The organism is Chlamydia serpentis (assembly GCF_900239945.1).
Lineage (GTDB): Bacteria > Chlamydiota > Chlamydiia > Chlamydiales > Chlamydiaceae > Chlamydia > Chlamydia serpentis.
Genome location: NZ_LT993738.1, coordinates 958,285 through 979,186, shown reverse-complemented (window position 1 = coordinate 979,186; position 20,902 = coordinate 958,285). Strand labels below are relative to the sequence as shown.

Genomic DNA, 20,902 nt, shown 5'->3' with positions numbered 1-20,902 from the left:
TCTTATTTATTCTAAGGTTTATTGATTTTTTATGTGGTAAGTTATAATTTGGCTCTATGAGCTTTTCATAAAGTCTAGGATTTTTATCATTATGACTTGGCTTTCAGGCCTCTATTTCATTTGTATTGCTAGCCTTATCTTTTGCAGTATTGGTGTAATCCTTGCGGGAGTAATTCTTTTATCGCGTAAGATTTTTATCAAAGAACATCCTTGTGAATTAAAGATAAATGATAATAAGGAACTAACAAAAACCGTTACTAGTGGTCAGACCCTCTTAATGTCTTTATTAAGTTCAGGAATTCCTATCCCCTCTCCTTGTGGAGGTAAGGCCACCTGTAAACAATGTAAAGTTCGCATTACTAGAAATGCTGATGAGCCCCTAGAAACAGATCGTTCTACATTCTCGAAAAGACAATTAGAGGAAGGGTGGCGTCTGTCCTGTCAATGTAAAGTTCAGCACGACATGAGTTTAGAAATTGAAGAGCGGTACTTAAATGCTTCTTCCTGGGTAGGCACCGTTATTTCGAATGACAATGTAGCGACCTTTATTAAAGAACTTGTTATTGCTGTAGATTCAAGTAAGCCGATTCCTTTTAAGCCTGGAGGGTATTTGCAAGTTACAGTACCAAGTTATAGAACTAACTCTTCGGATTGGAAGCAGACAATGGCTCCTGAGTATTACAATGATTGGGAACACTTTCATTTATTTGATCAAGTTATAGATAACAGTCAACTTCCTCCAGATTCTGCAAACAAAGCGTACTCTTTAGCCTCCTATCCAGCAGAGCTTCCTACAATCAAATTTAATATACGTATTGCTACCCCACCTATGATCAATGGCAGACCTAATCCAAATATTCCTTGGGGGATCTGTTCTTCGTATATTTTCTCCTTGAAACCCGGGGACAAAGTTACTGTTTCTGGCCCTTATGGAGAGTCTTTCATGAAAGATGATGATCGCCCTTTAATTTTTCTAATTGGGGGAGCAGGTTCATCTTTCGGTAGGAGTCATATTTTAGACTTACTTCTAAACAAACATTCTCACAGGGATATTAATCTTTGGTATGGTGCCCGTTCATTAAAAGAGAACATCTACCAAGAAGAATACGAGAAATTAGAAAAGCAATTTCCGAATTTCCACTACCATCTGGTGCTTTCAGAGCCTCTTCCTGAAGATATTTTGGCAGGATGGAATAAAGATGACCCTATAAAGACAAATTTCCTATTTCGAGCATTTAACCTAGGACAACTGAGTCAGCTGGAGAATCCGGAAGACTATCTCTACTATGTATGCGGTCCTCCCCTACACAACAGCAGCATTCTTAAGCTCCTGGATGATTATGGAGTGGAACGCTCTTCAATTATTCTTGATGATTTTGGAAGCTAAGATAATAGTTGATTTGTTTTAACTAAAGAAAAGTATGATAAACCAAACGTAGTACGTAAATATAACTAGTATGGAACCTTAGAGCACGCAATATCAGAATCTAAAAACACCGACTATAGAATAGTTCATTGAATTCTCAATTCATTAAAAGTTATCCTTAATTCTATAAACCTAAAAATATATGGTCTATCTTTGTAAGATTCCTATAAGGATAGTGCGATACACGCACCTTATTTGCAAGATCAAACAGGTATACTTCAAGGGGCTTGCTGCTCACATACAATCTAATCTTTCGGTATTGTGAGACTAGAATTTCATCATTTAGCAATTGACTTAAGTGAAGCATTTTGTCGATATGTACAAGAAGGATTTGAGTAAAGCTTGTACATTTGATAATAAGTGGCTGAAAAGTAGAGTCTTCAAGCGATGAAATTCGTCCTAGTGATTAGAAAATTATAAAAAATGCTTTCCTAATTGAGTTCCCATAAACATTCTTAAAGATAAAACTCTATTTCTATTTAATGAAAGTGTCATTGTAATCTAAGAAAAAATTTTAGCAAAAAAAAAGAGGGTAAAAACTTACCCTCTTTGAAACTCTCAACTATAGATTAAGAAAAATATAATAAAAAGCTTGGCAATGACTTACTCTCCCATACTCTTGTGTATAGTACCATCAGCGATAAAAGGCTTAACTTCTGAGTTCGGAATGGTATCAGGTGTATCCCTTTCTCTAGTATCACCAAGCTAAATCTTGTAACGTATTTTCACGTATACTAATAGACGCTTAAGAAGAGTCTTTAGTAAACTTGCATAAATCGATTAATTCAACAAAAAAGCCTTTTGAGCTTTTTATATGATAAAAACCAAGTCTATGGACTTATTAGTATTGGTTAGCTAAACACATTACTGTGCGTACACACCCAACCTATCAACCACGTAGTCTACATGGAGTCTCATAGGGATACCTTATCTTAAGGGAGGCTTGGCATTTAGATGCTTTCAATGCTTATCCTTTCCGAACGTAGCTACTCGGCTATGCTTTTGGCAAAACAACCGACACACCATTGGTTCGTCCATTCCGGTCCTCTCGTACTAGGAACAGCTCCTTTCAAGTATCCTGCGCCCACAAAGGATAGAGACCAAACTGTCTCACGACGTTTTGAACCCAGCTCGCGTACCGCTTTAATTGGCGAACAGCCAAACCCTTGGGACCTTCTCCAGCCCCAGGATGCGATGAGCCGACATCGAGGTGCCAAACCGCCACGTCGATATGAACTCTTGGTGGCGATCAGCCTGTTATCCCCGGAGTACCTTTTATCCGTTAAGCGACGGCGATTCCACTTTCCACCGCCGGATCACTAAGCCCGACTTTCGTCTCTGCTCGACTTGTAGGTCTTGCAGTCAACCTATTTTATACCTTTACGCTCTACTCGTGATTGCCAACCACGATGAAATAAGCTTTGGGCTCCTCCGTTACTTTTTAGGAGGATACCGCCCCAGTAAAACTGCCCGTCTGGCAATGTCCATTCTCCAGATTCATGGAGTAATGTTAGATTCCCAACTTGTTAAGACCAGTATTTCAACGATGACTCCCACCCTCCTAACGAAGGATGTTCATAGTCTCCTGGCTATGCTACACATAACAAATCAAAAATCAATACCAAAGTACAGTAAAGGTTCACGGGGTCTTTTCGTCCTTTTGCGGGTAAACAGCATCTTCACTGCTACTACAATTTCACCGAGTCTTTCGTTGAGACAGTGCCCAGATCGTTACACCATTCGTGCAGGTCGGAACTTACCCGACAAGGAATTTCGCTACCTTAGCACCGTTATAGTTACGGCGGCCATTCACCAGGGCTTGGGTTCAATGCTTTGCCTTGCGGCTGACATATCCCTTTAACCTTTTGGCATTGGGCAGGCGTCACACCATATACTTCCCCTTAGAGGTTTGCATAGTGCTGTGTTTTTGTTAAACAGTCGCCTGGGCCATTTCTCTGCGGCCCCCCGAGGCTCATACCGCTGGGTAATCACCTTAAGAGGCTCCCCTTATTCCGAAGTTACGGGGATAATTTGCCGAGTTCCTTAACGAAAGTTATCTCGCGCGCCTTAGAATACTCATCTCGCCCACCTGTGTCGGTTTTGGTACGGTCACCATCAACAGCTAGAAATTATTTCTTGAAAGCCTTGCGCCACACTATCAGTTCCTCCGAAGATTTCCCTTAACCACAACCTAACCTTATGTTAGCGGATTTGCCTACTAACCAGTCTCATTGTGATACGGACATTTCCAATCGTCCGCGTGCTTAACGTACTCCGTCATTCCATTGCTAAAGTTTTAGGTGGTACAGGAATATTTAACCTGTTGCTCCATCGTCTACGCATTTGTGCCTCGACTTAGGGGCCGACTAACCCAGGGAAGACGAGCTTGACCCTGGAAACCTTGGGCTTACGGCGAGGAAGATTTTCACTTCCTTTATCGTTACTTATGCCATGGATCTTCACTAGTATCCGCTCCAGTACTCCTTTCGGTATACCTTCACTGCTGAATACTACGCTCTCCTACCGCGTATACATAATATACACCCGCGATGTCGGTTTTATGCTTGAGTCCCGATTATTATTGGCGCGATGATTCTCGATTGGTGAGCTGTTACGCACTCTTTAAATGATTGCTGCCTCTAAGCCAACATTCCAACTGTCTTAGAATCATCACTTCCTTACTCACTTAGCATAAAATTAGGGACCTTAATCGGCGGTCTGGGCTGTTCCCCTCTCGACAACGAAGCTTAGCCCCCGCTGTCTATCTCCCGGACTCGCTTTTGGTATTCGGAGTTTGATTTCCGTTGGTAAGCCGGTAGGCCCCCGCTAGAATTCAGTGCTCTACCCCCAAAAGCTTAATATCCGAGGCTAACCCTAAAGTTATTTCGGAGAGAACAAGATATCTCCAAGTTTGATTGGCCTTTCACCCCTATTCACAACTCATCCAAACATTTTTCAACATGTACTGGTTCGGTCCTCCACAAAGTCTTACCAATGCTTCAACCTGGTCATAAATAGCTCACTTGGTTTCGTGTCTAAATCAAACGACTAAAACGCTCTTTTAAAACTCGCTTTCGCTTCGACTCCGGAATGTAAATCCCTTAATCTCGCCGTTTAACTTAACTCCCTGGCTCATCATGCAAAAGGCACGCCGTCAACCATCACTCCGAAGAGTTATAGGTCTCCGACCGCTTATAAGCTACTGGTTTCAGGTTCTATTTCACTCCCTTAACAAGGGTTCTTTTCACCTTTCCTTCACAGTACTGGTTCACTATAGGTCATTGACTAGTATTTAGCCTTGGAGAGTGGTCTCCCCAGATTCAGACTAGGTTTCACGTGTCTAGCCCTACTCAGGTATCGATTAGAGTCTTTTGTTTTTTCGTTTACGGGACTATCACCCTGTATCGTTCAACTTTCCAGAAATATTCAACTAAAACTTAAGATCCCACATTATCGACCCTACAACCCCACATTAAAAATGTGGTTTAGGCTCTTCCCCTTTCGCTCGCCGCTACACAGGGAATCTCTTTGATTTCTTTTCCTCCGCTTACTAAGATGTTTCAGTTCAGCGGGTGTCGCCTTATATGCCTATGTATTCAGCATATAATGATAGACTATTAGTCTATCGGGTTGCCCCATTCGGATACCTCCGGGTCATAGCTTTATACCAGCTCACCGAAGATTACTGCAGGTAAACGCATCCTTCATCGCCTGTCAATGCCAAGGCATCCGCCAATAGCTCTTAACAACTTGGTCTGTAAATTTTTTGATCCATGCAAGTTAACTTCACCTAAAGACAGATATTCTTAAACGTCTATTATTATATGTGAAAAATACTTGTTACCATGATTATTTACATAACATACTTGATCATATACTGAATGTCTTGAGAAAAAACTTAACAATGCAAAAGAAATAGAATACAGAGAATAAAATACTTGCCCAACCTAGTCCGGTTGTTACAAGAACAACCTTCCTTGTCCTTAAAAAGGAGGTGATCCAGCCCCACCTTCCGGTAGGGCTACCTTGTTACGACTTCATCCCAGTCATCAGCCTCACCTTGGGCGCCTCTCTCCTATAAATAGGTTGAGTCAACGACTTAAGGTAAAACCAACTCCCATGATGTGACGGGCGGTGTGTACAAGGCCCGGGAACGTATTCACGGCGTTATGGCTGACACGCCATTACTAGCAATTCCGACTTCATGTAGTCGAGTTGCAGACTACAATCCGAACTGGGGTTAGCTTTTAGGATTTGCTCCATCTCACGATCTTGCTACCTTCTGTACTAACCATTGTAGCACGTGTGTCGCCCTGGACATAAGGGCCATGCTGACTTGACGTCATCCTCGCCTTCCTCCTGGTTAACCCAGGCAGTCTCGTTAGAGTTCCCACCCTAAGTGCTGGCAACTAACGATAAGGGTTGCGCTCGTTGCGGGACTTAACCCAACACCTCACGGCACGAGCTGACGACAGCCATGCAGCACCTGTGTATCTGTCCTTGCGGAAGACTGTATTTCTACAGCTGTCAAATACATGTCAAGTCCAGGTAAGGTCCTTCGCGTTGCATCGAATTAAACCACATGCTCCACTGCTTGTGCGGGCCCCCGTCAATTCTTTTGAGTTTCACCCTTGCGAGTGTACTCCTCAGGCGGCATACTTAACACGTTAGCTCCGACACGGATGGGGTTGAGACCATCCACATCAAGTATGCATCGTTTACGGCAAGGACTACCAGGGTATCTAATCCTGTTTGCTCCCCTTGCTTTCGCGCCTTAGCGTCAGGTATAAATTAGAAAAGCGCCTTCGCCACTGGTGTTCTTCCACATATCTACGCATTTCACCGCTACACGTGGAATTCCCTTTTCTCCATCTATCCTCTAGAAAGATAGTTTTAAATGCTGACTTGGGGTTGAGCCCCAAAATTTAACATCTAACTTTCCTTTCCGCCTACACGCCCTTTACGCCCAATAAATCCGATTAACGCTAGCACCCTCCGTATTACCGCAGCTGCTGGCACGGAGTTAGCCGGTGCTTCTTTACCTGGTACGCTCAAATTGATTGGATATTAGCCAATCTCTCTTATTCCCAGGCGAAAGTGCTTTACAACCCTAAGGCCTTCATCACACACGCGGCGTCGCTTCGTCAGACTTTCGTCCATTGCGAAAGATTCTCGACTGCAGCCTCCCGTAGGAGTCTGGGCAGTGTCTCAGTCCCAGTGTTGGCGGTCAATCTCTCAATCCGCCTAGACGTCATAGCCTTGGTAGGCTTTTACCCCACCAACAAGCTGATATCGCATAAACTCTTCCTCAACCGAAAGGTCCGAAGATCCCCTTCTTTAATATATATTAGATGCCTAAATACACTACATTCGGTATTAGCGATCGTTTCCAACCGTTATTCCCAAGTTGAGGGCAGATTATCTATGTATTACTAACCCTTCCGCCACTAAATAACAACCGAAGTCATTATTCCGTTCGACTTGCATGCCTCATCCACGCCGCCAGCGTTCAATCTGAACCAAGATCAAATTCTCAGAAAAAATAAAAAAAATTAACGGATCTTTCAAAAGATCCTCACAAGCATTTTATACTGGCCTGCATTCTATCTCATTTGCATTGTTAAGAAGAAAAATTTAACAGTTCAAATAAAACTGAAAAACCTTCGTTGCATACCTACATCGAAGTGTAGGTTCTTCTTCTTTTTTTAAGAGTCGCACTCAAGAAGAAAGCAACATCCTATAAAAAATGATATTTTTTTAGCAACGCATTTCGCTCGACTTTTATTTTTTATTTTTTTACATAAAGCAATTTTAGCCCTCAGGGCGTAGTTTAAAGGGCAAAATTCGATAATAACAATAGCTTCAAAATAAATGCGCCTATTGATTTTTGATGAAGCCATTGTGAAAAGTTTCTATTAGCTAACGCTATCTTTCTCTTATTTCAAAAAATCTATATCAATCTTCTATCAGACTGGTCTTAGTTATGTATAGAATATTAAGATTCTTCTATCCGAACCTTTTTATCTTGGATAAATTTCATTCTAAAGCTAATATTTTTCCTAAATTTTGTATGGTTTGGCGAACGTAGCTCAGTTGGTTAGAGCGTCGGATTGTGGTTCCGAAGGTCGCGGGTTCAAGCCCCGTCGTTCGCCCTCTTTATCTTCTTTGTTTCTTTTGTTTTTCTTGATATAACGAAATCTATATACGAAGCCCGACAATACCTAGAATCTTATATAGCTTATGATAAGAGAAAGAAAAAAGAGCAGGCGCCCTCGTCTTCCATCTTTACCCTTAGCAGCAAAAGCAAGTTTATATTTGTTGTTTTCTTGTTTTTCTGCACTAAGCCTATATAGCTTCCATAGAGATCAACCGTGCACTCAAAATTGGATAGGTTTATTAGGCTGGTCCTTCAGTTCTTTTTTACTGTATTTTTTCGGTGTTTCTGCTTTTTTTATTCCTCTTTATTTTCTTTGGTTATCTTTTTTATACTTTAAAAAGACTCCTCGATCAATTTTGTTATATAAAAGTGCAGCTTTTCTTTCTCTCCCCCTTTGTACTTGTATCCTTTTATCAATGTCCTCCCCAGTAGGAACACTTCCTCCTATATTAGATACACGTCTTCCAAAGTTTATTTTAGGGAATAACCCTCCTGTATCTTATTTGGGAGGGATTCCTTTCTACTTATTTTATGAAGGACAATCTTTCTGCTTAAAGCATTTAATTGGTTCTGTAGGGACAGCTTTGATTTTTGGATTTTTAATGCTATTCTCATTACTCTATCTTTGTGGAGGAATTGCTTTACTAAAAAAAAAAACCTTTCAAGAAGGCATCAAAAAAAATTTTTTCTCTTTTTTCCGAACTTGTTTCAAGTTTTTAAAAAAACTAATAAATAAGCGTACTTATCTCCCTAAGCCTTCCGTTCCATTTATTACTAAAAACCTGTCTCCGTTCTCTAAACCACAATCTGTATCACCTCGAGTTTCTGAATCTATAATTTTAGACGAGTCAATTTCACCAACTGCTCAAAAAGAGAGTCCTTCTAAAAAAGAAGCCTTTTTCCTTACTCCTCATCCTTGCAAACGTTTACTAACGAAAGCCATAGAACCTCAAGAGACTAAAGTGAAAGAGGTTAAAGTCATACCTTTATCTCAAACTATGACTTTAACAGGGGACCCAAGGGGTAAAGAAAAGTTAATTCTTCCCAGACTAAAAAGTTTAGCTATTTCTGAGGAGAATCTTCCGCAATATCATTTACTTAGTAAAAATGAAGAAGCTCGCCCCGAGTCATTACAAGTTGAACTTCAAAAAAAAGCTGTAATTTTAAAACAGACTCTTACGAGTTTTGGTATTGATGCTGATATTGGAAATATCTGTTCGGGACCTACATTAGTGGCTTTTGAAGTTCTTCCTCATTCTGGCGTTAAGGTACAGAAAATCAAGTCATTAGAAAACGATATTGCCTTAAAATTACAAGCTTCAAGTATACGTATTATTGCTCCGATTCCAGGGAAAGCGGCTGTCGGTATTGAGATTCCTACACCATTTCCTCAAGCCGTTAATTTTCGTGACTTATTAAAAGATTATCAAAAGCAACACCGAAAGTTACAAATTCCTTTATTACTCGGTAAGAAAGCAAATGGTGATAACCTTTGGGCAGACTTAGCTACAATGCCTCACCTCATTATTGCTGGTACTACAGGATCTGGAAAATCTGTGTGCATTAATACGATTGTGATGTCGATGATCATGACTACACTACCTTCTGAAATCAAACTAGTTATTATTGATCCTAAAAAAGTAGAGCTAACAGGATATTCACAATTGCCCCATATGCTATCACCTGTCATTACGGAATCACGTGAGGTTTATAAAGCTTTAGTTTGGCTAGTGAAAGAGATGGAGTCCCGATATGAGATCTTAAGGTATCTGGGATTGCGCAATATTCAAGCTTTTAACTCACGCACTCGCAACAAGACTATAGAAGCCTCTTATGATAGGGATATTCCTGAAACAATGCCTTTTATGGTAGGTATTATTGACGAGTTATCAGATTTGCTTCTTTCTTCGTCCCAAGATATTGAAACACCAATCATTCGATTAGCCCAAATGGCGAGAGCCGTAGGCATTCATCTTATTTTAGCGACACAGCGCCCTTCAAGAGAAGTAATTACAGGGTTAATCAAGGCAAACTTTCCTTCTCGAATTTCTTTTAAAGTCGCGAACAAAGTTAACAGTCAGATTATCATAGATGAACCTGGAGCTGAAAATTTGATGGGGAACGGCGACATGCTTGTACTCTTACCTTCTATTTTTGGGACAATACGTGCACAAGGCGCGTATATTTGCGATGAAGACATCAACAAAGTTATCAAAGATTTGTGTTCAAGATTCCCGACACAATATGTGATTCCTTCTTTTAATACTTTTGATAGTTGCGATACTGATAACTCTGGAGAGAAAGATCCTTTGTTTTTACAAGCGAAAACTTTAATTTTACAAACAGGAAATGCTTCAACAACCTTCCTTCAAAGAAAATTAAAGATTGGTTATGCCCGCGCTGCAAGCTTGATCGATCAGCTTGAAGAGGCTAGGATTATTGGCCCCTCAGAAGGCGCTAAACCTCGTCAAATACTTGTAGAACATCCGCCTCGAGAAGGTTAGTTATGGAAGGCTTTTTTCCTCTAGCTTCTGGATCCAAAGGAAATTCTACTTATCTAGGTACAGCCTCTTGCAAGATTCTTATTGATTTAGGAGTCAGTAGACAGGTAGTTACTCGAGAACTACTCTCTATGAACATCCATCCGGAAGATATTCAGGCCATTTTTGTTACTCATGAACATTATGATCATATCGTTGGCATTAAGAATTTTGTGAAAATGTACAACACTCCTATTGTTTGCAACCTAGATACTGCCCGTGCTTTATGTCAACTTTTAGAGATTCATCCAGAATTTAAGATCTTCTCAACAGGATCTTCATTTTGTTTTCATGATCTTCAAATACAGACTTTCAATGTTCCTCATGATGCTCTAGATCCTGTAGGATTTCTTTTTAATTATCGTGAAAAAAGGATAGGCTTTTGTACAGATCTGGGTTGGGTGACCTCTTGGATCACTCATGAACTTTATGATTGTGACTACTTGTTGATAGAATCGAATCATGATCCCGAACTAGTTCGGCAATCTCAGCGTCCTGATGTCTATAAGAAACGAGTATTAAGTAAATTAGGTCATATTTCTAACTATGAATGCGGGAATCTTTTGCAAAAGATCATTACCCCAAGGTTAAAAAAATTATATCTTGCTCATCTTTCTAGTGAGTGTAATAATCCCGAGTTAGCGTTTGTTACGGTATCCGAAGCGATAGCTTCTCTGACTTCTGTATCTCCAGAAATTACATTAGCAAATGGGATTACCTCTCCAACATACTTTTCTCATTTAGAGGTAACATGTCCGAATTAATCACAGAATCTCCTACGTCTATATATCTTTCTTTGAACAGCAATTGGCTAGATAGTCAACCTTATTCTTTAGAACGAGCTAGTCAACTTCTTCGTTTTCGGTTACTTACTTCTCTAGTTTTTTTTGATTGGAGAGTAGAACAACAAATTCTCAATTTTTGTCATAAAGCAGAAAAACGACATTTAATTTCTCCTTTAGCTAAATGGCTAGGAAAATTACATAAACAAGATTTAATAAAACCGCCTACACCACCTGTTTCTATATGTTGGATTAACTCATACATAGGATATGGAGTTTTTGCATATGATGACATTCCTCCATGGACCTATATCGGCGAATACACAGGAGTTTTGCGTCGACGTCAAGCGATTTGGATGGATGAAAATGACTATTGTTTTCGCTATCCTATGCCTTTATTCTCTTGGAAATATTTTACTATTGATAGTGGGAGTCGAGGAAATATTACTCGCTTTATCAACCATAGTGACCAACCTAACGCAGAAGCTGTGGGAATTTTTAACAATGGATTATTCCATGTGATTATCAGAACAATAACACGCATACATGCAGGTCAGGAGATTTGTTATCACTATGGGCCATTGTATTGGAAGCATAGAAAAAAGCGAGAAGAATTCATTCCTGAAGAGGATTGATTTCTAACTTTTTTCATAGGTCCCCATTAATTCTGCTTGTTCTATAATATGATGCTCCATGGCTTCATACAATTGATTTCGAGTAACATTTTCTTCTTCTGGAAGAACGATATCAAGGGCAAATAGGGTAAAAAAATAACGGTGCTGTCTATCTGGAGGACAAGGACCTTCATAAGCAGCTTTTCCTGAGCTATTCAATCCTTGTACAGCAAAGATTTCAGCTCCTTCCGCTAAATTGGTAATTGTGGTGGATAAATTATACACTATCCAATGGATCCATAAACCATCGCTACGAATTTCCTTAGGGACATCAGGATCTTCGACAATCAAGGCAAGGCTGTTGGCAGCACTAGGAACATCCACAAAAGTTAGGGGAGGAGAGATACCCTCTCCTTGACATGTATACTTTTTAGGAATAGCACGACCATAAGCAAACGCTGGGGATAATAATTGCATTCTTCTCTCCGTTAAGCATCTAGATTACGCACAGGATCTGCAACATAGCTAGCCTGTTGTTTGAGCACAGCAACACTTTGATTTGTAGATACTACATCCTTAAATAGAGCTACTAAAGCTATACAATTAAGGATGACCATACCAGAAAAACCTGTGTCGGATAAAGCCCAAATCATACGCATATCAATAATTCCCCCTAGAGGAATCACTAAGACATATATAGCCTTAAGCCATAGATTCGCGCGTCTTCCTGGGATCATATATTCCAAACTTTTTTCTGCGCAAGCAAACCATGTCAATATTGTTGTATATCCGAACAAAGCCATAGCAAGGATAACTACGATACTGCCTATAGATCCTAAACTGTTTTTAAATGCACTCATTACCATTAGTGTCCCTTCTGCTCCAGAACCATAAGCCCCAGAAACAACAAGAACGAGTGTCGTGATTGAACAAACAATCATAACAATCACTGGGGGAACTAGAGTAACTAGTCCATCTACAACAGGATTCTTACTTTTTGTATTTGCTTGAAGAATAGAGACCATTCCACTTCCACAATCTGTAGCCATGACCGCACGATTGATTCCTGTAGCAATGACTTGAGCTAGAGTATACCCACCAAGTCCAGCAAGTCCAGCCTTAAGTCCGAATGCAGAAGAGCAGATTAGCTTAATTGCAGGGAAAATTTTTGCTGCATGTTGAAAGAGAATAATTCCACAAGAGATACAGTAAAATCCTGCAATGAAAGGGATTACACGAGCAGAAAACCTTAGTATACGGTTATTACCTCCAGATAAGACAGGAATCACTACTAGAGCCAATACAATTCCAACGAGTAATTTCTTTAGTATACCTTCTGCACAAAGAGGGACGATACAGCTCACTTGAACACAATTCCCCGCACAAAATGCAGTCATAATAGTGAATATAGCGAAGAGGCCTGCAAGGACCTTCTTCCGCATGCCAAAAGCAAGACAAGCTATGGGTCCTCCAATAAATTCTCCCGAATTTCCTTGAGATCGCCGATACTTGGATCCCAAATAAGAACCAGCGTATTGCACGATAGCTCCAAGCAAGGCTGCAAGCCATATCCAGACTAGAGCTCCCGGTCCCCCACAAGCTAAGGCAATCGCCATACCTGCGATATTTCCAGTCCCAAAATTACCTGCCAAGATTCCAGCTACAGCTTCATAGGAAGAGACTTCGCCTACTTTTGATGAATTATCGTCTAACTTATTTTGCAGCATTAAGTTAAAACCTAATTTTAACCCATGAAACTGCAATCCTCGTAATTTCCATGTTAAGAGTCCCCCTAATAATAATATTATGGGGAATACACAGAATGATGTACTGAATTTATTAAGCTGTTCTATAAAATATAACATTGTTTCTCCTGTTGTTATTGATTAAAAACCTCAGGAAGACCCAAGAGAAAACTATTAGGCTTCCTTTCCGACTCGTTTTGGGGAAAGGAAGCGCAGTTATAGAAAGCTCTGCAAGATTAAGTTATCACTATATCGACAAGCTCAGGCCACCTTTCCCCTTGGACAATGGACGCAACGGTCCCAGAGTCCAGGCCCAAGGTGGAAGCAAATGCGGCAATATCTTCTTCAGTGATAACTCCTTGAGATAAAGCTTGAGAAAATACTTCACTTAATTGAGTTAAGAAAAGATTCCAAATCCAATCACGACCCTGCATTTTTCTCATACCCTCTATCAACTCAGGGTTCTGAGCAAGAGCTTGCAATAAAGCTAGGGGGTGAACTTCTCGAATACGGTACAAAGCACTCTTAATTTCACTTTGAGACAAAGCTAAAGAAATAGACGATTTCTCTGCAGCAGAAGACACAACGAAAGAAAGGTCTCTTTCATCCTGTTCTGAAATTTTTTCTGCATAAGTCTTAAAGTTAGCTTCCACTTGCTGTGTGTCCTTCCTAGTTTTGTCACGTCGAGCAAAGAGTCTTCGAGAACGACGGGACAGCCTCTTGACAAGAGAAGGCGTTTCATGATTTTCCGTCAGTATACCAGACTTATCATTTAAGTCTCCCGAGTTTTTTGTTTCAAGGTTGTATCCTCTAGGATCTGAGCAACAACTACTCAAACTGGTAAGTAAAGTTAACCCGCAAAATATGGTTTTGTAAATGAATCTTTTCATTATTTTTTAGTTAAAATAAAAATTTAATTTAAAATATTATAGCATATTTCCATTTAAATACGCCTATTTTAATAAAAATTATTAGCAATAACTGTATTATCCTTAGTATCCTTTTAGGAACCTTGACCTCTTCTCCGAGGAAAACTTTCTTGTGTTTCTCGAGTTGATTTGTTATTGGGCATTTTGTTATCAAAATGGGGTTTTTAGTTAATATCTTTAAATTTAAAGATATTAACAAAGTGACATGATAGAGAAGAGGCTTCTATGTTAAAAAATCTTACAATCAAGGTCTTGATTTTCCCGATAACTTTGCTTATAGGAATGCCTTCTATCAGCTATGCTATACCACAGGCATCTACTCAGCATTCCCAATCAAAAGTTAAAATTGGCTCTGAAGCATGGATAGAACAGAAGCTACGCCAATATCCCGAGCTTCTTTGGCTCATAGAATCTACAGGGGCTCCCAGTATATCTCATCCTATTGACATGGTTTATTCTGAAAAATTTTTTAACAAAAAAGTCCCTGCTTTAGACATTGCTATTCGCAGTATCATTCATCTACACCTTTTGATCCAAGGATCCCGCCAATCCTATATCCAAGTTTCCCAGATTGCACCTACTGAAGAAGGAGGTATAACATTTAAACAATTCCAATCGGCTCACAAACAATTGCTTTTCTTTTTAAATTCTCCTAAAAGCTTTGACAATACACTTAGAATTTTAGAAACAGCAATCGTACTCAGGCATATTGGTTGTTCTGCAAAAGCTGTGTCTATATTCAAACCTTATTTTACAGATTCTTGCCCAGAGACTTTTTATACAAAATGCTTGCATGTCTTACGTACTTTCCCAGAACTTTGTCCCTCGTATGCAAGGTTATCTCCAGAACAACAAGACATTTTATCCTCCCTACGTGGCTTAGGAAACTATAATTCTCTTTTGAATTTAACAGAGGTTCCTAGCACCAAATTGCTCTCTACTTGGAGAACACGCCGATCTCTTGCCATCTTGGATCTGTATCTTTACTGTTTGGACACGTGTGGAGAAAAAAACTATTCTCAAGAATTTTATGTTAACTTTGCTCCTCTACTTTTAATGTTGCAACAGCATGCGACTGTAGAAGAAGCCTTTTCTCGCTATTTTACCTATCGAGCGAATCGCTTGGGTTTTGAAGGAGCATCGCGAACTGACATGACTTTAGTTCGCTTAGCAACTCTAATGAATCTCTCGCCAACAGAAGCGACTACTTTGGCTTGGAGTTTTAAAAATTTGCCTTCTGAAGAATCTGAGAGTCTTGTGAATAGCTTCTATACAGTACAGGGACAACATATTCCTTTAACATGTCGTGGTCTTCCCAGTTTAATTGCTGGGCTATCACTCGCTACTCATGGATCTACAGTAAGTCCAGAAAACCGGCTACGTCAAGTATACTCGACAATGCTGTCCTTATTAGTAAAGAGTTTGCGTTCTCATAAGGACATGCTAAACAAGCAATTACTTCCACAAAATACTGTTTTAGATTTTTCTGAGACTATGTCATCTTCAGGGGGCTTGGATATTTTTTCTGAAAGTATAGCTGTTCGCATTCATTTGAACGGAACTGTAAGCATAAACTTATAGAAAAATTTTTTTCAAATAGTCCCTGAGTTAAAAGCTATATCAACTACAAAGTTGTATTTAAGAACTAGATTTGAGAGAACAGCGTAGCCATTTCTATAGCTGTGGTCATTCCAGAAATGCCCAAATGGCAACCCTTAATACCAGCTCTCTCCCAAGCAATTTGAGGAGAAGGAGCAGTCACTACAGAAAAAGTTATCGGAAGGCAAAATTCCAGAGTAAGTGTAGCAATGCCTGAGGCCACCTGATTTACGATTTGGTTGTAATGATCTGTTTCTCCTTGGATAAGAACACCGCAAGCAACAATAGCATCAAATTTTTTCCCTGAAGATAAAAGTTTTTTGATTGTACAAGGGACCTCAAAAGCTCCAGGAACACGAATAGTAAGCAATCCATCTGCACTACCCCCGCATTGCAAAAAGGTTTGCTGAGCACCGGAGACAAGGGCATCAGCTATGGGTTGATTAAAGCAAGAGCCAACAATAGCAATACGTAAGTTCTTTGCTGATAAATGTCCTGTAAGTGTATCCATAAATATCCTTGAAGAGTTATCTTTTATTATCGCAGCATGGAAGGTCTAACCAATGTCCCATACGTTCTTGTTTTGTTCTCAAGTAGTGTTCATTCTCTTCAGAAATACGCACAGGGAGAGGAACTCTTTCGGTAATGCTAAGTCCAAAACCTTGAAGTCCAAAATATTTTTTAGGATTATGAGTGATTAATCTAATTGTTGACAACTTGAGATCAACAAGAATTTGTGCTCCTATACCATATTCCCTTGAATCTACAGGAAATCCCATAATTAGATTGGCATCCACAGTATCATAGCCATTGTCTTGAAGAGCATAAGCACGCACTTTATGGCCTAAACCTATACCACGACCTTCTTGTCCTCGTAAATAAACAATAACACCTTGGCCTTGTTCTGCAATGTAGCGCATTGCCGAATCTAATTGTTCTCCGCAATCACAACGTTTAGATCCTAAAATATCTCCGGTGATACACTCTGAGTGGACACGAACTAAGACATTGCTTTTTTGTTCAACCTCACCTTTAACCAAGGCTAGGTGATGCATACCATCTAATAAGGATTCATAAACATGAACAGTAAAGTCTCCATAAGTTGTTGGCAGGCGCGCTGATGAAATTTTAGACACAAGACGATCAGAGAGCATACGATGAGCTATGATAGATGTCACTGGTATGACGGAAATCTTGTACTTTTTTGCAAACTCTAAAATTTGTGGTAGTCGCATCATAGAATAATCTTCATTCACCAATTCTGCAAGGACACCACAAGGTTCAAGTCCAGCCAATTGCATAAGATCGACAGTAGATTCCGTGTGACCTGCCCGTTTTAATACCCCTCCTGGAGAACTCGCTAGAGGGAAGAAGTGTCCCGGGCTAATAAAATCCTCTGGTTTACTTCTGGGATCTGCTAATAGTTGGACTACTTTGGTTCGATCTGCAGCAGAAACTCCTGTAGTCACTCCATGAGCAGCGTCTACAGATACAGTGAAAGGGGTTTTAAAATGGCAACGATTATCTTTCACCATGGGAGGAAGATTCAAACGTAAAAGGCGTTCCTCACTTAAAGCAGCGCAGACAACGCCTGTAGTATGCTGAAGCAGAAAAGTCATCTTTTCAACTGTGATTTTTTCTCCAGCTATAATTAAATCTCCCTCATCTTCCCTTGAAGCTTCATCAATAACAATGACGAATTTCCCTGCTTGTAGATCTTGAACAGCTTGTTCTAACGAAACAAAATCTGGAGCACTCATATTTTCTTGAGTTTCTATCACTTCACTCCCTCGCATAAACAGATTTCTATGCTAAGTATGCTACTCTAAAAATCCTTTCCCTTCAATTTCTTATGGCATCACGAAAATTGGGTAAGGTTTCCCAGATTACCTTTAAAGAATTCCCTAAAATTTGAGACCGTCTTGGCTTCAAAAGATATGCAGAGTCCAAAAGTGCTCCTAATGATCCAATGAGAGGCTTCTTTTGGTCTCCAAGAATCATTGGCCCTGAATACAGAATAACCGAATTAACAAGTTTTTCTTTTAATAAAGATGTATGTAAGTTTGCTCCACCTTCCACAAGAATTTGTAATATTTTTTTATTTGCAAGATAGTCATAGAGGTGGTGAAGGTCAACTCCTGATGAAGTTAGTTCTGTTATTAATACCTCAATACCTAGTCCCTCCAAAATCTTTATATAATTTTTAGGACACCGTGTTGTGGTTACATAAAGGGTAGGACTTGCCTTATCAAAGACCTTGAACTCGTAAGGAATGTTTCCATAACTATCTAGAACAACACGTAAGGGTTGTCGAGAATATAAAGATCCTGAGGGTTGTCGTGCAGTTAGCCAGGGATTATCGAAACGAACTGTACGGGAACCTGCAAGAATTGCCTGGGACTCTGCGCGCAGCTTTCCGACATCGTTGCGTGCCTCTGGACAAGTGATCCATTGAGACTTGCCTTGAGAATCTGCAATTTGACCATCAATACTCGCAGCACTTTTAAGTATTATCCACGGACGATTATAAGTACGTTGATATAGATAGGGTTGCAGTGACGTATATGCCTCGGTCTCTCCAATACCCACATAAACTTGAATACCTGCCTGACGTAATATTTTTATTCCATGACCCGCAACCTTAGGATCCGGATCAACTAGAGAAACAAACACTCGCTTTATCTTATGTTTGATGAGTAAATTAGCACACGGAGGGCGTAATCCATAGTGAGAACAAGGTTCGAGAGAGACATATACATCTGATCCAAAAACAGATTCAGACGCATTGTTTATAGCGACTTCTTCAGCATGAGGTCCTCCAGGATAAGCATGGAAACCTTCTCCAAGAATACGATTCTCTTTAACAATGACACATCCTATCCAAGGATTTGGCGGAGCTGTGATTCTACCCCGTTCTCCAATTTCTATAGCACGACGCATAAAAAAGAGTTGTTGCTCAGAAAAATCTTCCATATAATCTATCTGTTCGAAAGCACTACTTAACAATGAGAGAAGAATGCTGGATATAAAAATTATACGCAAGATGCCTAAGGAATGTGAAGACCGTCTTCGGAAAAAAGATCCAAAAATTTCTTTAGATTTTATCCTATCTTTAGACCAAGAGGTTCGTCAGCTAAAAACGAAATCAGAAACTTTACAAGCAGAAAGGAGGGTACTATCTCAAGAAATCCATAAAGCTAAAACTCAGGGTGTAGATGCGACTAACTTAATTCAACAAGTAGAAGCTATTGTTTTCAATCTTCAGGAAGTTGAACAGGAACTCGATGCAAAGTACGGTAGACTACAAGAACTTCTTTCTCATCTTCCGAATTATCCAGCTGACGACGTCCCTATATCTGAGGATAAATCTGGCAATCAAGTAATCAAAACTGTTGGAGATCTTCCAACATTTTCTTTTCCTGCCAAGCATCATTTAGAGCTAAATCAGAAGTTAGAAATTTTAGATTTTCAAGCAGCGGCAAAAACAACAGGATCGGGGTGGCCTGCTTATAAAAATCGAGGAGTTCTGTTGGAGTGGGCTCTTCTTACTTATATGCTACAAAAACAAGCAGCTCATGGATTTCAGCTCTGGCTTCCTCCATTATTAGTAAAAAAAGAAATTTTATTTGGTTCTGGGCAAATTCCAAAATTTGACGGGCAATACTACCGTGTTGAGGATGGCGATCAATATCTTTACCTGATTCCTACTGCAGAAGTAGTACTTAATGGTTTCCATACTCAAGAGATCTTCGGAGAAAAAGACCTTCCGCTTTACTATGCTGCGAGTACTCCTTGCTTCCGTAGAGAAGCAGGGGCTGCAGGAGCTCACGAAAGGGGGCTTGTGCGCGTACATCAGTTCCATAAAGTGGAAATGTTTGCCTTTACAAGACCCGATCAAGATGATATTGCTTATGCAAAAATGCTGAATATTGTTGAAGAAATCCTTAAAGAGTTGAAATTGCCTTATCGTCTTTCCTTGCTTAGCACTGGAGATATGTCTTTTACCGCATCTAAGACTATAGATGCTGAAGTCTGGTTGCCTGGTCAGAATGCTTTTTATGAAGTTTCTTCTATTTCTCAGTGTACTGACTTCCAATCACGACGATCTGGAACAAGATATAAAGATAGCCAGGGAAAGCTACAATTTGTTCATACTCTTAATGGCTCTGGGCTCGCAACGCCGCGCCTTCTTGTAGCAATTTTAGAGAATAACCAGCAGGCAGACGGCTCTGTGATCGTTCCTGAAGTTCTACGTCCCTATTTAGGCGGTTTAGAGATTCTTTCTCCTCAAGATCATGGGTAAGCTACAATTACGGACACATGAAATTCAAAGTAGTATCAAGTTCTAAGGGAAATTATGACTAAAAAGGATTCTTACGATCACTTTAAATCACAAACCCCAGGCAACCATATAAAACATGTTAGAGACAAGCATGCACTATGTAATGGTGAACCTCATAAAACACGAAGCGGTTTTTTTTATCACCTAGCTAATAATGCTTTATCTACTGGTGTTTTTCTTTTTTTCATTCGCACTTTGTTCTTCCTTGTTCCTACAAGTCGTTCTATCCAAGCCAAAGCTTTAATTTCTTTAGGTCTCGGCTGGACATTTTACCATGGGTGCTTAAAAGCAAGAAAGGCTTGGGCCTATATTGAACTCACGCACCGTTCTATGCTCCAAGAAAAAAATGAAATTGAGGAAAACTTAAATCAAGAAAAAATTGAACTTCGCGTTTTATTTGAAAACCAAGGGTTTAAAGACCCTTTACTTCAAGAAATGGTAGAGCATGTTAGCTCCGACTCTACACTTTTGCTAGATACGATGATCCGTGAAGAACTCGGTATTCGCAAAGAAGATGTTCCCCACCCTCTGATTCAAGGAGGAACTAAAATCCTAGGAAGTATTTGTGGTCTTCTGATCTTTTTACCTCTTGTCTTATGCGTAAGCTATACTCTTGCAGGCATTTTTTCTACTGGTGTAATTTTACTACTTTCCCTGGTTAAAGCCAAGATTCTGGAAAATAATGAGATCTCTGAAATAGTTTGGGTATTAGGAATTTTCATTACTTCAGTAAGTATCATCTCATCATTAATGAAATTATTATAACAG

Annotated in this window: 13 protein-coding genes, 1 tRNA gene and 3 rRNA genes; 8 read left to right on the top strand and 9 right to left on the bottom strand. The window is 39.8% G+C overall.

Annotation, left to right across the window (positions count from 1 at the left end; translation table 11 throughout):
- The first annotated feature begins 91 nt into the window (after positions 1-91).
- Positions 92-1,387 carry an NADH:ubiquinone reductase (Na(+)-transporting) subunit F gene (gene nqrF, locus C834KP_RS04270; RefSeq protein ID WP_108896929.1) on the top strand — a complete coding sequence of 432 codons (1,296 nt, stop codon included), beginning with the start codon at positions 92-94 and terminating at the stop codon, positions 1,385-1,387.
- A 629-nt stretch (positions 1,388-2,016) separates the two neighbouring features.
- Here nqrF and rrf read toward each other — a convergent pair.
- From rrf to C834KP_RS04255, 3 genes are all read right to left on the bottom strand, one after another.
- A 5S ribosomal RNA gene (gene rrf / locus C834KP_RS04265) occupies positions 2,017-2,131 on the bottom strand.
- Positions 2,132-2,246: 115 nt separating this feature from the next.
- Positions 2,247-5,182, bottom strand: a 23S ribosomal RNA gene (locus C834KP_RS04260).
- 231 nt (positions 5,183-5,413) lie between these two features.
- Positions 5,414-6,967 (bottom strand): 16S ribosomal RNA (locus tag C834KP_RS04255).
- The 16S, 23S and 5S rRNA genes sit together here, the layout of an rRNA operon.
- Positions 6,968-7,504: 537 nt before the next feature.
- Here C834KP_RS04255 and C834KP_RS04245 point away from each other — a divergent pair.
- The 4 genes from C834KP_RS04245 to C834KP_RS04230 all read left to right on the top strand — a co-directional run bounded on the left by C834KP_RS04245 (position 7,505) and on the right by C834KP_RS04230 (position 11,540).
- Positions 7,505-7,578: transfer RNA gene (locus tag C834KP_RS04245), tRNA-His, on the top strand.
- A gap of 88 nt (positions 7,579-7,666) precedes the next feature.
- Complete coding sequence (locus tag C834KP_RS04240) at positions 7,667-10,087, top strand: DNA translocase FtsK (protein WP_108896927.1); 2,421 nt, start codon at positions 7,667-7,669, stop codon at positions 10,085-10,087.
- Positions 10,088-10,089: 2 nt separating this feature from the next.
- On the top strand, positions 10,090-10,887 hold the full coding sequence (locus C834KP_RS04235) for an MBL fold metallo-hydrolase (RefSeq protein WP_108896926.1): 798 nt from the start codon (positions 10,090-10,092) through the stop codon (positions 10,885-10,887).
- Complete coding sequence (locus C834KP_RS04230) at positions 10,875-11,540, top strand: SET domain-containing protein (RefSeq protein WP_108896925.1); 666 nt, start codon at positions 10,875-10,877, stop codon at positions 11,538-11,540. The genes C834KP_RS04235 and C834KP_RS04230 overlap by 13 nt, the downstream gene beginning before the upstream one ends.
- A 3-nt stretch (positions 11,541-11,543) precedes the next feature.
- Here the strand turns inward: C834KP_RS04230 and C834KP_RS04225 are convergent, their stop codons facing one another.
- The 3 genes from C834KP_RS04225 to C834KP_RS04215 all read right to left on the bottom strand — a co-directional run bounded on the left by C834KP_RS04225 (position 11,544) and on the right by C834KP_RS04215 (position 14,154).
- Positions 11,544-11,996, bottom strand: a complete 453-nt coding sequence (locus tag C834KP_RS04225; RefSeq protein ID WP_108896924.1) for a YbhB/YbcL family Raf kinase inhibitor-like protein — start codon at positions 11,994-11,996, stop codon at positions 11,544-11,546.
- An 11-nt stretch (positions 11,997-12,007) separates the two neighbouring features.
- Positions 12,008-13,384 carry an alanine/glycine:cation symporter family protein gene (locus C834KP_RS04220; RefSeq protein ID WP_108896923.1) on the bottom strand — a complete coding sequence of 459 codons (1,377 nt, stop codon included), beginning with the start codon at positions 13,382-13,384 and terminating at the stop codon, positions 12,008-12,010.
- Positions 13,385-13,500: 116 nt separating this feature from the next.
- Entirely contained in the window at positions 13,501-14,154 is a 654-nt protein-coding gene (locus C834KP_RS04215) for a DUF8085 domain-containing protein (RefSeq protein ID WP_108896922.1), read from the bottom strand.
- Positions 14,155-14,418: 264 nt separating this feature from the next.
- Here C834KP_RS04215 and C834KP_RS04210 point away from each other — a divergent pair, with 264 nt between their 5' ends.
- Positions 14,419-15,774, top strand: a complete 1,356-nt coding sequence (locus C834KP_RS04210; protein ID WP_108896921.1) for a hypothetical protein — start codon at positions 14,419-14,421, stop codon at positions 15,772-15,774.
- A gap of 64 nt (positions 15,775-15,838) precedes the next feature.
- Here the strand turns inward: C834KP_RS04210 and ribH are convergent, their stop codons facing one another.
- The 3 genes from ribH to ribD all read right to left on the bottom strand — a co-directional run bounded on the left by ribH (position 15,839) and on the right by ribD (position 18,765).
- Positions 15,839-16,303, bottom strand: a complete 465-nt coding sequence (gene ribH, locus C834KP_RS04205; protein WP_108896920.1) for a 6,7-dimethyl-8-ribityllumazine synthase — start codon at positions 16,301-16,303, stop codon at positions 15,839-15,841.
- A gap of 16 nt (positions 16,304-16,319) precedes the next feature.
- A complete protein-coding gene (locus C834KP_RS04200) occupies positions 16,320-17,552 on the bottom strand; it encodes a bifunctional 3,4-dihydroxy-2-butanone-4-phosphate synthase/GTP cyclohydrolase II (protein ID WP_174165556.1) in 1,233 nt (410 codons plus the stop codon).
- Between the two features lie 82 nt (positions 17,553-17,634).
- A complete protein-coding gene (gene ribD, locus C834KP_RS04195) occupies positions 17,635-18,765 on the bottom strand; it encodes a bifunctional diaminohydroxyphosphoribosylaminopyrimidine deaminase/5-amino-6-(5-phosphoribosylamino)uracil reductase RibD (RefSeq protein ID WP_108896919.1) in 1,131 nt (376 codons plus the stop codon).
- Positions 18,766-18,808: 43 nt separating this feature from the next.
- On the opposite strand from ribD, the gene serS reads away from it, so the two are divergent.
- Positions 18,809-20,095: a serine--tRNA ligase gene (serS, locus tag C834KP_RS04190; RefSeq protein WP_108896918.1), complete on the top strand. Its 1,287-nt coding sequence runs from the start codon at positions 18,809-18,811 to the stop codon at positions 20,093-20,095.
- Positions 20,096-20,149: 54 nt separating this feature from the next.
- Positions 20,150-20,899, top strand: coding sequence for a VIT1/CCC1 transporter family protein (locus C834KP_RS04185; protein WP_108896917.1), 750 nt, complete (start codon positions 20,150-20,152; stop codon positions 20,897-20,899).
- Positions 20,900-20,902 lie beyond the last annotated feature (3 nt).

Coding starts and splice junctions, on each gene's coding strand:
- C834KP_RS04210 (WP_108896921.1), top strand. CDS start 14,419: ATGTTAAAAAATCTTACAATCAAGGTCTTGATTTTCCCGATAACTTTG.
- ribD (WP_108896919.1), bottom strand. CDS start 18,765: ATGGAAGATTTTTCTGAGCAACAACTCTTTTTTATGCGTCGTGCTATA.
- nqrF (WP_108896929.1), top strand. CDS start 92: ATGACTTGGCTTTCAGGCCTCTATTTCATTTGTATTGCTAGCCTTATC.
- ribH (WP_108896920.1), bottom strand. CDS start 16,303: ATGGATACACTTACAGGACATTTATCAGCAAAGAACTTACGTATTGCT.
- C834KP_RS04225 (WP_108896924.1), bottom strand. CDS start 11,996: ATGCAATTATTATCCCCAGCGTTTGCTTATGGTCGTGCTATTCCTAAA.
- C834KP_RS04240 (WP_108896927.1), top strand. CDS start 7,667: ATGATAAGAGAAAGAAAAAAGAGCAGGCGCCCTCGTCTTCCATCTTTA.
- C834KP_RS04230 (WP_108896925.1), top strand. CDS start 10,875: ATGTCCGAATTAATCACAGAATCTCCTACGTCTATATATCTTTCTTTG.
- C834KP_RS04200 (WP_174165556.1), bottom strand. CDS start 17,552: ATGAGTGCTCCAGATTTTGTTTCGTTAGAACAAGCTGTTCAAGATCTA.
- C834KP_RS04235 (WP_108896926.1), top strand. CDS start 10,090: ATGGAAGGCTTTTTTCCTCTAGCTTCTGGATCCAAAGGAAATTCTACT.
- C834KP_RS04185 (WP_108896917.1), top strand. CDS start 20,150: ATGACTAAAAAGGATTCTTACGATCACTTTAAATCACAAACCCCAGGC.
- C834KP_RS04215 (WP_108896922.1), bottom strand. CDS start 14,154: ATGAAAAGATTCATTTACAAAACCATATTTTGCGGGTTAACTTTACTT.
- C834KP_RS04220 (WP_108896923.1), bottom strand. CDS start 13,384: ATGTTATATTTTATAGAACAGCTTAATAAATTCAGTACATCATTCTGT.
- serS (WP_108896918.1), top strand. CDS start 18,809: ATGCTGGATATAAAAATTATACGCAAGATGCCTAAGGAATGTGAAGAC.